At 63.9% G+C, this 12,440-nt stretch carries 9 protein-coding genes; 4 read left to right on the top strand and 5 right to left on the bottom strand.

Annotated elements, in window-relative coordinates; all coding sequences use genetic code 11:
- The 4 genes from AACO21_RS09020 to AACO21_RS09005 form a co-directional block, all read right to left on the bottom strand.
- Positions 1-1,431, bottom strand: coding sequence for an efflux transporter outer membrane subunit (locus AACO21_RS09020; protein WP_346192188.1), 1,431 nt, complete (start codon positions 1,429-1,431; stop codon positions 1-3).
- The gene (locus tag AACO21_RS09015) at positions 1,428-4,553 is read right to left on the bottom strand and encodes a multidrug efflux RND transporter permease subunit (RefSeq protein WP_346192187.1); all 3,126 of its coding nucleotides are present in this window, start codon (positions 4,551-4,553) and stop codon (positions 1,428-1,430) included. The genes AACO21_RS09020 and AACO21_RS09015 overlap by 4 nt, the downstream gene beginning before the upstream one ends.
- Before the next feature lie 9 nt (positions 4,554-4,562).
- Entirely contained in the window at positions 4,563-5,768 is a 1,206-nt protein-coding gene (locus AACO21_RS09010) for an efflux RND transporter periplasmic adaptor subunit (protein ID WP_346192186.1), read from the bottom strand.
- A gap of 118 nt (positions 5,769-5,886) precedes the next feature.
- Positions 5,887-6,333 (bottom strand): ProQ/FinO family protein, encoded by a 447-nt coding sequence (locus AACO21_RS09005; RefSeq protein ID WP_346192185.1) that lies wholly within the window; start codon positions 6,331-6,333, stop codon positions 5,887-5,889.
- Positions 6,334-6,476: 143 nt separating this feature from the next.
- On the opposite strand from AACO21_RS09005, the gene AACO21_RS09000 reads away from it, so the two are divergent.
- The 4 genes from AACO21_RS09000 (at position 6,477) to alaS (ending at position 11,633) form a co-directional block, all read left to right on the top strand.
- On the top strand, positions 6,477-7,772 hold the full coding sequence (locus AACO21_RS09000) for an extracellular solute-binding protein (RefSeq protein ID WP_346192184.1): 1,296 nt from the start codon (positions 6,477-6,479) through the stop codon (positions 7,770-7,772).
- The gene (gene ugpQ, locus AACO21_RS08995) at positions 7,772-8,503 is read left to right on the top strand and encodes a glycerophosphodiester phosphodiesterase (protein ID WP_346192183.1); all 732 of its coding nucleotides are present in this window, start codon (positions 7,772-7,774) and stop codon (positions 8,501-8,503) included. The genes AACO21_RS09000 and ugpQ overlap by 1 nt, the downstream gene beginning before the upstream one ends.
- A 61-nt stretch (positions 8,504-8,564) precedes the next feature.
- Entirely contained in the window at positions 8,565-8,915 is a 351-nt protein-coding gene (locus AACO21_RS08990) for a hypothetical protein (RefSeq protein ID WP_346192182.1), read from the top strand.
- Positions 8,916-9,011: 96 nt separating this feature from the next.
- On the top strand, positions 9,012-11,633 hold the full coding sequence (alaS, locus tag AACO21_RS08985) for an alanine--tRNA ligase (RefSeq protein WP_346192181.1): 2,622 nt from the start codon (positions 9,012-9,014) through the stop codon (positions 11,631-11,633).
- 89 nt (positions 11,634-11,722) lie between these two features.
- On the opposite strand, the gene AACO21_RS08980 is transcribed toward alaS, so the two are convergent.
- Positions 11,723-12,382, bottom strand: coding sequence for a hypothetical protein (locus AACO21_RS08980; RefSeq protein ID WP_346192180.1), 660 nt, complete (start codon positions 12,380-12,382; stop codon positions 11,723-11,725).
- Positions 12,383-12,440 lie beyond the last annotated feature (58 nt).

Genomic DNA, 12,440 nt, shown 5'->3' with positions numbered 1-12,440 from the left:
TCAGCGCTCCGCGCGCCAGCCGCCACCCAGGGCCTTGAAGAGGTCGACTGCCGCCGCCAGACGATTGCGCTGCACGCTCAGGAGGCTGAGCTGGGCGCTGTTGGCCGTGCGTTGGGCATCGAGGACTTCGAGGTAGGCGACATAGCCGGCTTCGTAACGGGCCTGGGCCAGGCTGAGGGTGCGCTTGGCGGCCGTGGCCTGATTGCGCATGGCGGCTTCTTCCTCGCCGAGTTCGCGCAGGCTGACCAGGGCGTCATTGACCTCGCGGAAGGCGGTTTGCACCGTTTTCCGGTAAGTGGCCAGTGCTTCCTTCTGGGCGGCGCTGGCCTGATCGACGCGGGCGCCGGTGCGGCCGGCATCGAAGATCGGCATGGCGAGATTGACGGCGGCGCTCCAGAAACCGGCATTGCTGCCAAACAGACCGGCCAGGGCGAGGCTTTCGCTGCCGATGTTGCCGGTCAGGCTGATGCTTGGGAAGTAGGCGCTTTTAGCCACGCCGATGCGGGCATTGGCGGCGATCAGCTTCTCTTCCGCCTGGCGGATGTCCGGGCGGGCATCGAGCAGATCGGAAGGCAGGCCGGCGGGGGGCAGGGGCGGGAGCGGCAAGGTGTCGAGCTTGCCAGTCGGGATCGACAGGCCGGGCTGACCGGCCAGCAGGCCGAGCAGGCTCTCGGACAGGCTGCGCTGGCGACGCAGCTGGGCGACCTGGGCCTGGGCGGCCGCGAGGGCGCTTTCCGCCTGGGCCTGATCGAGCGGCGAGCCGGCGCCGGCCTCGACGCGGGCGAGCACGATCTTCAGGCTCTTCTCGCGGCTGGCCAGGGTGTCATCCGCCACGGCTTGCTGGGCATCGAGGCTGCGTAGGGTTAGATATTCCCCCGTCAGCTGGCCGAGCAGGGTCAGGCGGACGCTGTCGCGGGCGTAGCGACTGGCCAGCGCATCGGCGCGGGCGGCTTCGTTGCTGCGCCGGATGCGGCCCCAGACATCAAGCTCATAGCTGGCGCTGGCAGCCACGCGGCGGTTGCCGTAGGTGGCCTGACCGACGCGGCGGCCGTTGAAGGTATCGCCGCTGGTTTGCGATTGCGTGCTGCCGGCGCCCAGGTCGAGGCGGGGCAGGAAATCGGCCCCGGCTTCACGGGCAGCGGCATCGGCTGCTTCGAGGCGGGCGGCGGCGGCGGCGAGATCCTGATTGGCTGCGAGCGCCTGCTGCACCAGCGCGTCCAGCGCCGGGTCGTTGAAAAGACGCCACCATTCGGCGTTGACCGCCGGATTCTCGGCGCGGGCCACCGGCGTTTCGGCGGCCGGCTTGCTGCGGAACATGTCCGGCAGCCAGGCGTCCGGACGCAGGTAGTCCGGGCCGACCGCACAGCCCGAGAGGGCGAGGGCGGCGGTCAACGTGGCCAGGAGGCGGATTTTGGTGAACTGGGACGTCATTGGTTTTCCTCCGCATGGGCGGTGGTCTGGCCGGTGGGGGCGGCCTGCTTGCCGCGCTCCAGCCATTTGAAGAAGAGGGGGATGAAGATGGTGGCGATGAAGGTGGCGGCGATCATCCCGGCGAACACGCCGGTCCCCATCGACTGGCGCGCTGCCGCACCGGCACCGCTGGCCTTGACGAGCGGGAAGACGCCGAGCACGAAGGCGAGCGAGGTCATCACGATCGGGCGGAAGCGCAGGCGGGCTGCTTCGAGGGCGGCCTCGACCACATTCTTGCCTTCGGCGTACTTCTGGGCGGCAAATTCGACGATCAGGATGGCGTTCTTGGACGCCAGACCAATCAGCACGACCAGACCGATCTGGAAGTAGATGTCGTTCGGCATGCCGCGCAGCCAGATGGCGGTGAGTGCACCCATCAGGGCGAAGGGCACGGCCATGATGACGGCGATCGGCAGCGACCACTTTTCATACTGGGCGGCGAGGATCAGGAAGACCATGATGATCGCGAAGCCGAAGGCCTGCAGCGACGAGCCGGAGCTGCGCTTTTCCTGGAAGGCCTGGCCGGTCCAGGAAATTTCGTAGCCGCTGGGCAGGGTGGCGGCCGCCACTTCTTCGACGATCTTGATCGCATCGCCCGAACTGATGCCCGGCTTGGAGTCACCCATCACCTTGGCCGCGACGAAGCCGTTGAAGCGTTCCACCTGCTCCGGACCGACCACGCGCTTGACGGTGCTGATCGCGGAGAGCGGGATCATGGCATTGCTGCTTGCGCTCTTTACATACACCTTGCCGATGTCGTCCGGCTTCATGCGGTAATTCGCCTCGGCCTGCAATTGCACGCGATAGACGCGGCCAGCCTTGTTGAAGTCGTTCACATACAAGGCGCCCATGGTGCTTTGCAGGGTCGAATACACATCGGCCAGCGGGATGCCCAGGGCGAGCGCCTTCGGTTCATCGACTTCGACGAAGAGCTGCGGCACGGTCGGTCGGAAGAAGGTCGAAATACGGGTGAATTCCGGACGCTTCTGGAGTTCGGCCATGAAGCCTTGCGTGACTTCGTTCAGCTTCTTGGCGTCGCCATCGACACGGTTCTGCACATAGACTTCGAAACCGCCGGCGGAGCCCAGGCCCATGATCGGGGGCGGGTTGAACACGAGGCCCAGACCGTCGGCCTGCATCATGCCCATGCCCATGAACTTGCCGGCCAGATCCTGCGCCTTGGCATCGCGCTCTTTCCAGTCCTTGAGCGGGATGAACATGGTGCCGGCGTTCGGCTTGTTGCCGCCGCCGATCAGGTCGAAGCCCGAGACGACGAAGGTGTGCTTGACCGCCGGGTCGTTGGCCACCATCTGGCGCATGCCTTCACCGGTCGTCTGGGTGCGCTTGAGCGTCGCGCCGTCCGGCAGCATCAGGGCGGAAATCAGATAGCCCTGATCTTCCGACGGGACGAAGCTGCCCGGGATGATGCGGAAGAAGGCGACGGTCAACGCGATCACGATGCCGAAAATCAGCGTACCGATGATGCCGTGGCGCAGGGTCAGGCCGACCGTGTTGGTATAGAAATTGGTGAAGCGATCAAAAGCGCGGTTGAACGGGGCAAACAGCTTGTTTTCCGTGTGCTGGGCCTTGAGCAGCAGGGCGCACAGGGCCGGCGTCAGGGTCAGCGCGACCACCCCGGAGAGGACCACGGCCACAGCCACGGTGACGGCAAACTGCTTGTAGAGCTGACCGGCAATGCCGCCCAGGAAAGCCACCGGCACGAACACGGCACAGAGCACCAGCACGATGGCGACCAGCGCGCCCGATACTTCCTGCATGGCCTTGATGGCGGCGTCGCGCGGGCCGAGCTTTTCTTCGGCCATCAGGCGTTCGACGTTCTCCAGCACGACGATGGCGTCATCGACCACGATCCCGATGGCGAGCACCATGGCGAACAGGGTCAGGGTATTGATCGAGAAGCCGAACAGCCAGAGGCCGGCGAAGGTGCCGATCAGCGAGATGGGCACGGCCACCATCGGGATCAGCGTGGCACGCCAGCTTTGCAGGAAGAGATAGACGACGGCCAGCACGAGCACCATGGCTTCGATCAGGGTCTTCACGACTTCGTCGATGGAGGCCGAAACGAACTTGGTGGTGTCGAACGGGATGACGTAGCCCATGCCTTCCGGGAACTTCTTCTTCAGCTCGGCCATGCGGGCGCGCACGCGCTCCGCCACATCCAGCGCATTGGCACCGGTTTGCAGGAAGACCCCCATGGCGATGGTCGGCTGACCATCCAGGGTCACGCTCTGGTCGTAGCTGTAAGCACCGAGTTCGATGCGGGCGACGTCCTTCAGGCGCAGGGCGCCGCCGGGGCCGCTGGCACGGATGATGATGTTGCCGAACTCTTCCGGGGTCAGCAGGCGGCCCTTCGCGGTCACCGTATAAACCAGCTGCTGGTCGCTCGGTGCCGGTTCCTGGCCGATCTTGCCGGCCGCGTTCTGGGCGTTCTGGGCGCGGATGGCGTTGGCGACATCGCTGGTCGTCAGCCCCAATTGGGCCAGGCGATCCGGCTTCAGCCAGACGCGCATCGAGTAATCCTGTGCGCCGAAGATGGTGACGTCGCCGACACCCGGCAGACGCTTCAGCTCATCGACGATGTTCAGGCTGGCGTAGTTGGAGAGGAAGAGGGTGTTGTACTTGCCCTTTTCGGAGTCGAGCGCCACCACCTGCAGAATGTCGTTCGAGCGCTTCTGCACGATCACGCCGTTACGCCGCACTTCTTCCGGCAGGCGCGGTTCGGCCGCCTTGACGCGGTTATTGACGTTGACCGAGGCGGTATCGACGTTGGTGCCGACTTCAAACGTGGCCGTGATGGTCACGCTGCCGTTGGCCGAGGCCGAGGACGTGAAATACAGCATGTTCTCGACGCCGTTCAACTGCTCCTCGATCGGCGCGGCCACGGTGCGGGCCAGGGTTTCGGCCGAGGCGCCCGGATAAGTGGCGCTGATCAGCACGGTTGGCGGGGCGATCTGCGGATACTGCGCGATCGGCAGCACGCGCGAGGCGACCAGCCCGGCGATCACGATGATGATCGAGATGACCGATGCAAAGATCGGCCGGTTGATGAAGAACTTTGACATGGGGTCTCCTTAGTCCTTCTTCGCCGGGGCGGCTTCTGCCTCGGCCTTGGCCGGTGCGGCCCCTTCCTTCGCGGCGGGGGCCTCTTTTGCCGGAGCGGCCGGGGCGGCGCCGGCGGGTGCGCCCGGCTTCTGGTTCGGGCCATGCGGGGCAACCGGCATGCCCGGCTTCAATTTCATCAGGTTGTCGACGATGACCTTGTCGCCCGCTTTCAGGCCGCCGGTCACGATCCAGTTCTTGCCGAGCCACTCGCCGGTCTGGACCGGGCGCGGGGCGACCTTGTTTTCCCCGTCGGCGGTCATGACCAGATTGCCTTGCTCGGTTTGCAGCACGGCGCCTTGCGGAACGAGGAAGACATCGCTCTTTTCACCGGCGATCAGGCGCACGCGGACGAACTGGCCGGGCAGCAGCTTGCCGTCCTTGTTTGAGAATTCGGCGCGCAATTGCTGGGTGCCGAGCGTGGTGTCGATGGTGCTGGCCAGGAAGTTCAGCTTGCCCGGCTGTTCGTAGGTGCTGCCGTCGGGCAGGACGAGTTCGACACCGGTCACGGTTTTCGGGGTCAGGCGGCCGCCGGGCAGCTTGGCGGCTTCGCTCTCGGACACGCTGAAACGCACCCACATCGGATCGTGCTGGTAGACCGTGGTGAGCAGGCTGTCGGTGCCGACGGTAATCAGATTGCCGACCGACTTGGCGGCACGGCCCGTGATGCCATCGACCGGCGCTGTGATGGTGGTCCAGGACAGGTTCAGCTGGGCCTGGCGCAGCGTGGCCTGGGCCAGATCGTTGGCGCTGGCGGCGTCATCGGCTTCCTTGCGGCTGACCGCCTGGGCCTCGAGCAGCTTCTTTGTGCGCTGCATTTCGCGCTCGGTCTGTTCGGCCTTGGCCTTGGCTTCGGCGAGGGCGATTTCGTAACTGGAACGATCGATCTGGAAGAGTGGCTGGCCGGCCTTCACGGCCTGGCCTTCTTCATACAGCTGCTTGACCAGGATGCCGCCGACGCGGGCGCGCACTTCGGCCTGTTTGGCGCCTTCGGTCTGGGCGGTCAGTTCCAGCGCATTCGGGACGGCCTGCGCCTGCATCTCGAGAACGGTGACCGGCATCGGCCCCATGCCTTTTTGCGGTGCGGCTTCTTCTTTCCCGCAGGCGGTAATCAGGAATGCCGTGGCAAGGCCCAGCGCGATGGGCTTCAAGGGGTGGCGAAGGGTGAAAAAGGGCATGACGACCTCGGTGGAGAAAATGGGTATGCTGCGCATTGTATATACATACACGAATGTATGTAAATGGATGGGCGAAAAAAAACCGCCCGGGTAGGGCGGTCGACCGTCGGTGCGCGATTTAGTTCGGGCGACCGAACTTGGCCAGCAGCTTGTCCAGCTTTTCGCCACGCCGGCGCTCGGCTTCGGCTTCGGCTGCAGCAGCAGCTTCGGCGGCCTTCTGGGCCTTGCGTTTTTCGATGTCGGCCTTGATGCGCTCACGCACGGCTTCGCTGGCGTGGGTGCGGTGGGCTTCCGTCACTTCTTCGGTCTGTTGTCCGTCGAGGTCAAAGCGGGCCGTGGCTTTTTCCATGGCGCGCAGGTAGCGCATCGAGTTGGTGTGGATGCCGAGGGCAATGCGCAACACCTTGCGCGGGACATCCGGCAGGCGGGCCTGCAACTGCTTGTCGATCCCGATGGCGAGCGGCTGGCAATCGCGGAAAACCGGGAAGTCGGTTTGCAGGCGCTTGAGCAGGGAACGGGGCGTGAGGTCCGGGTTGGCCGGGGTCGGGGTCTGTTCGGTGGTCATGATGTGACGAAACAACAGAAACTGGGTTGGGCGTGAATAAGGCGCGCAGGGTATCACACTGGGCGCGGATCAGGGGCGGGATTCCCATTTTGACGTATCCGGAAGGCTATAATTGTCGTCTTTGTGAACGTCCTGGAGTATCCATGCTGCATTCCCTTCGCCCCCTTGCCATCGCTGTCGGGATGGCGCTTGCCTGCTCGGCCCATGCTGCCAAACCGGCCAAAACGGTTGAGAAGCCTGCTCCGGCACCGGCGGCTGCGGTCGACGCCTATCTGGCCCACAATCTCGGCCCGACGGGTGAAGCGCAGTTGCAAGCCGTGGTCGATCGCTTCAACGCCGAGCAAGGTGGCAATCTGAAGCTGAAGCGCCTGGAAAAAGGCGAAGCCCCGGCCGGCCTCAATCTGGTACGTCGCTACGACATGAGCGATGTGCTGAGCAACGCCAAGGCCTTCGTGCCGCTGCAGGACATGATGGCCAAGGCCGGCCAGCCGCTCAAGCTCGATCTGTCGCCGGACCTGAAGGCCGGTGTGGTCGATGGCAAGGGCCGCTTGGTCGCATTGCCGCTGGTCTATGCCACGCCCGTGCTGTTCTATAACAAGAATGCGCTGCGCAAGGCTGGCCTCGATCCGGAGCGCCCGCCGCTAACCTGGTTCGAAATGCAGGGCGTCCTCGACAAGCTGCAGGACGTCGGCTACGTCTGCCCCTACACCACCTCCTGGCCGACCTGGGTGCATATCGACAACGTGAGCTCGGTGTCCGGCGTCCCGGCGGTCAACGAGAAGGGCGTGCTCAGTTTCAACGGCCTGCCGCACGTCAAGCACGTCGCGATGATGGCCACCTGGACCAAGGCCAACTACTTCAAGCTCTTCGGCCGCCGTGGCGAAGCCAGTGCCAAGTTCCACGATGGCGAGTGTGCGATGATCACCACCGACTCCTCCGAGCATGTGTATTTCCGCGATGCCAAGGGCGTCGATCTGGGTGTGGCGCCGCTGCCTTACCACGATGACGTTTATGGCGGTCGCCAGCACACCCTGGCCGATGGCGCGTCCCTGTGGGTGGGGGCCGGGCGTGCTGCCAATGAGTACAAGCAGGCCGCGAAGTTCGTGTCCTTCCTGCTGACGCCGGAAGCGCAGGTTGAGCTGGTCCGCATCTACGGTGGTCTGCCGCTCACCCCGGCAGCCCGTGCGGCAGCCCGCAGCAAGATTCTGCAGGATGGCGACAAGACCCTCGAAGTGGCCTATGCCTCGCTCAAGGGCAAGGGCGCGATTCCGCCGAACCATGTCTCCGACGCCGATCCGGTGCGCATCATTCTCAATGAGGAACTCGAGCAGGTGTGGTCCGACAAGAAGCCGGCCAAGGCCGCGCTGGATACCGCCGTGGCGCGCGGGAATGCCGTGCTGGCTGCCAAGCCGGCGCTGAAGAAGGCCCAGCCCTTCTGATGCTGCTCACGCTGCCGCGCTGGATTGCCCACCGCGGCGGCGGTGCCCTGGCGCCGGAAAACACGCTCGCCGGCATCCGCCTCGCAGCCCGCATGGGCTACCGGGCGGTGGAGTTCGATGTGATGTTGTCCGGCGACGGCACGCCGGTGCTGATCCACGACGAAACCCTGGAACGCACCACCAATGGCCAGGGGCGGGTGGCCGAGACGGCCGATGCCGAGCTCTTCCGCCTCGACGCCGGGCAGGGCGAACCGATTCCGCGTTTGGACGAAGCGCTGGCGCTGTGCCGGACGCTGGGCCTGCTGGCCAATATCGAGATCAAGCCCTCGACCGGCCAGGATATTGACACCGCTGATGCCGTCATCGCGCACTGTCGCGACTGGCCCGGCACCGGCCTCATCTCCTCTTTTTCCCTGCCGGCCCTGGCGCAATGCCGGGCGCAGCTGCCGCAGCTGCCGCGCGGCGTGCTCTTCGAACGGCTGCCATCCGACTGGGCGCAGTGGGTCCGGGAGCTCGGCGCGACGACCCTGCATTGCGCGGCCGCCGAAGCGGCCGGGCCGCGCTTGCCGGAGATCATTGCCGCCGGGGTGCCTGTTGTCTGCTATACGGTCAACGCCCCGGAAACCGCCGAAATGCTCTTCGGCATGGGCGTCAGCGCCTGCTTTACCGATGCGCTGGATACCTTCGTGGCAGAAACAACTGCTTACAAACCCTTGCAACTGATGGGGTGATCTTTACCCAGTTTTACCGTGTAATGGCGTCACTGCACTCACACACCACAGGAGACCCATCATGAAAACCCGCACCCTGCTGTTGGCCGCCGTTCTGGCCGTTCCGTTTTTTGCTCAGGCCCAAACCGCGCGCATGGAGCAGCGCGAACTGAATCAGGAGCGCCGCATTCAGCAAGGCGAAGCCTCCGGCAGCCTGACCCCGCGTGAAGCCGCCCGCCTGGAGCGCGGTCAGGCCCACGTCGATCGCATGGAAGCGCGGGCTGCCGCCGACGGCAAGGTGACGCGCCGCGAGCAGAACCGGATCGAGCATGCTCAGGATGTGCAAAGCCGCCATATCAACCGCGAAAAGCATGACCGCCAGCACGATTTCAACCACGACGGCCGCAAGGATCGTCCGGCCCGCCGACATTAATCCGCAGGCCCGCCCCGCAAGAACCCGCCGCATGGCGGGTTTTTCTTTTAAAATCGAGGGTTTCGATATTCCAACGCCTTTAAGGCCGATCAGCTCATGAAAAGCTCTGAAATCCGCCAGAAATTCCTCGACTTCTTTGCCGCCAAGGGGCATCAGATCGTCGCCTCTTCGTCGCTCGTGCCGCACGATGACCCGACGCTGCTGTTTACCAACGCCGGCATGAACCAGTTCAAGGATGTCTTCCTCGGGTTCGACAAGCGCCCCTACACCCGCGCCACCACCTCGCAGAAATGCGTGCGCGCCGGCGGCAAGCACAATGACCTGGAAAACGTCGGCTACACCGCGCGTCACCACACCTTCTTCGAAATGCTGGGCAACTTCAGCTTCGGGGACTACTTCAAGCGCGACGCCATCACCTACGCCTGGGAACTGCTGACCGAAGTCTACAAGCTGCCCAAGGATCGCCTGATGGTCACCGTCTATGCCGAAGACGACGAAGCCTACGACATCTGGCACAAGGAAGTCGGCGTGCCGGCCGAGAAGATCGTGCGCATTGGCGACAACAAGGGCGCCCGCTACGCTTCCGACAACTTCTGGATGATGGGCGACACCGGCCCCTGCGGCCCCTGCACCGAAATCTTCTACGATCACGGCGACCACATCTGGGGCGGCCCCCCGGGATCGCCGGAAGAAGACGGCGACCGCTTCATTGAAATCTGGAACAACGTGTTCATGCAGTTCAACCGCGACGAAGCCGGGGTCATGCATCCGCTGCCCAAGCCTTCCGTCGATACCGGCATGGGCCTGGAGCGCATCTCCGCCGTGCTGCAGCACGTGCATGCCAACTACGAGATCGATCTCTTCCAGAAGCTGATCGCCGCCGCCGCGCGTGAAACCGCCGACGCCGACATGAACAGCCCGTCGCTGAAAGTGCTGGCTGACCACATCCGCGCCTGCTCCTTCCTGCTCGCCGATGGCGTCATCCCGGGCAACGAAGGCCGTGGCTACGTCCTGCGCCGCATCATCCGCCGCGCCATCCGCCACGGCTACAAGCTGGGCGCCCGCGCCGCCTTCTTCCACAAGATGGTGCCGGACCTCGTGGCCGAGATGGGCGAAGCCTATCCGGAACTCAAGGAAAACCAGAGCAAGATCGTGGCGACCCTGAAGCAGGAAGAAGACCGCTTCTTCGCCACCATCGAGCACGGCATGGACATCCTGGAAGGCGAACTCGCCGCCATGGCTGCCAAGGGCGTCACCGTGTTCAACGGCGAAACGGCCTTCAAGCTGCACGACACCTACGGCTTCCCGCTCGACCTCACGGCCGACATCTGCCGCGAGCGCAACGTCACCGTTGACGGCGCCGCCTTCGATGCCGCCATGGCCCGCCAGAAAGAACAGGCCCGCGCTGCCGGCAAGTTCAAGATGGCCACCGCGCTGGAATACGCCGGTCAGGAAACCACCTTCCACGGTTACGAGCAGCTCGAAGCCAAAGGCAAGGTGCTGGCCCTGTACAAGGACGGCGCCGCAGTGAGCGAACTGCACGAAGGCGATCTCGGCGTGGTCGTGCTCGACCACACCCCGTTCTACGCAGAATCCGGCGGCCAGTGCGGTGACCGTGGCGAACTGAAGGGCGCCGGCGGCATCTTCGCCGTCGAAGACACCCTGAAGATTCAAGCCGCCGTCTTTGGCCACCACGGCATCCTCAAGACCGGCAGCCTGACCGTCGGCCAGGACGTTTCCGCCAAGGTCGACACCGTGGCGCGCGCCGCCACGGCCCGCAACCACTCGGTCACCCACCTGATGCACAAGGCCCTGCGCGAAGTGCTCGGCCACCATGTGCAGCAGAAGGGCTCCCTGGTCGATGCCGACAAGACCCGTTTCGACTTCGCCCACACCCAGCCGATGACCGCCGAGGAAATCCGCGAGGTCGAGGAAATCGTGAATAACGAAATCCTCGCCAACGCCGCCACCGACAGCCGCGTCATGGCCCTGGAAGACGCCCAGAAATCCGGCGCCATGATGCTCTTCGGCGAAAAGTACGCAGACGAAGTGCGCGTCGTCGCCATCGGTTCCTCCAAGGAACTGTGTGGCGGCACCCACGTGGGGCGTACCGGCGACATCGGTCTCTTCAAGATCGTCAGCGAAGCCGGCGTCGCCGCCGGCGTGCGCCGTGTCGAAGCAATCACCGGCACGCGCGCCCTCGCTTACGTGCAGGCCCAGGAAAACCGCGTCAACGGCATCTCCGCCCTGCTCAAGACCACCCCGGACGACATCGCCGAGCGCGTGGTCGGCATCATGGACAACGTGCGTGCGCTGGAGAAGGAACTCGCCCGCCTGAAGTCCAAGCTGGCAGCCTCGCAGGGTGACGACCTCGCCGGCCAGGCGGTCGACGTCCAGGGCGCCAAGGTTTTGGCCGTCACGCTCGACGGCGCCGACACCACCGCGCTGCGCGAAACCATGGACAAGCTGAAAGACAAGCTGAAGTCCGCCGCCATCGTGCTTTCTGCCGTGGCCGACGGTAAAGTCACCCTGATCGCCGGTGTGACCGCTGACCTGACCGCCAAGGTCAAGGCCGGCGAACTGGTGAACATGGTCGCCCAGCAAATCGGCGGCAAGGGCGGCGGCCGCCCGGACATGGCCCAAGCCGGCGGCACCCAGCCGGAAAACCTCCCGGCCGCCCTGGCCTCGGTTCAAGCCTGGGTCGCAGGCAAGCTGTAAATCAGCCTGCCGCGATGGGGCGGCATGGAAAGTAAAAAAACGGCGCCTACGGGCGCCGTTTTTTTTGGTTGTCCCTCTCGACTGTGGTGTTAGTCACGCTTTCGCAGCTTGGCATTGATAAGTGCATAGAGTGTTCCTTTGCTCTCAATGATCTTTCGGCATGTACGCTCAATATCATCGACAGCTTTTTGAACCTTGGGTGAGATTGGATCGTCTTCTGCGCCTGAGTAGTAGATACTCATTACCTCTAAGTATTCGCGAGAGCGCCTTTCCGCAGCCTCCTCTGATTCATACGGTCTTTCTCGTTGTGTATGGAGCCTCGCCATGCGACGTGCAGAAAAGATCAACTCGTTCACGATTCGATTAAGTGCATCAAACGGTTGGGCGGCTTCTATCCCAAGCTGCGCCATAACGCGGTAGCGCAAAGAGTGAATGCGGGAGAAAAGCTCTGAGTGCCGGTTGTAGCGTTCGATCAACACGTAGGCCTGATCTAGAGCGGCCTTGTGCTCTGGATTTTCGTTCAGTCCAGGAACCCTTGTTGTTCCCTCTCCTTCGTAACCGAATGAGTTTCGAATGGATTCAATGGCATCCTTTGCCTGATAGAACAGAGCTAAGGTTTCTTCTGCCAACTCAATTCGGCGTTTGCCAACATGCTCACGACGCCACGCGTCGAGGCCGTAGATGGCAAAGAGCGCGGCCAAGATAATTGACACGCTTTGTGCGATTTGAGCAAGTTCGGTGAGCGTCATTTGTGGAAGTGACTAACGTCGAAGCTCAGGGGCGCTGCGCGGCTTTATCGCGTAGCAC

Origin of the sequence: Dechloromonas sp. ZS-1 (assembly GCF_039649255.1) — a bacterium.
Classification (GTDB): Bacteria; Pseudomonadota; Gammaproteobacteria; order Burkholderiales; family Rhodocyclaceae; genus Azonexus.
This window is presented reverse-complemented; position numbering and strand designations above follow the sequence as displayed.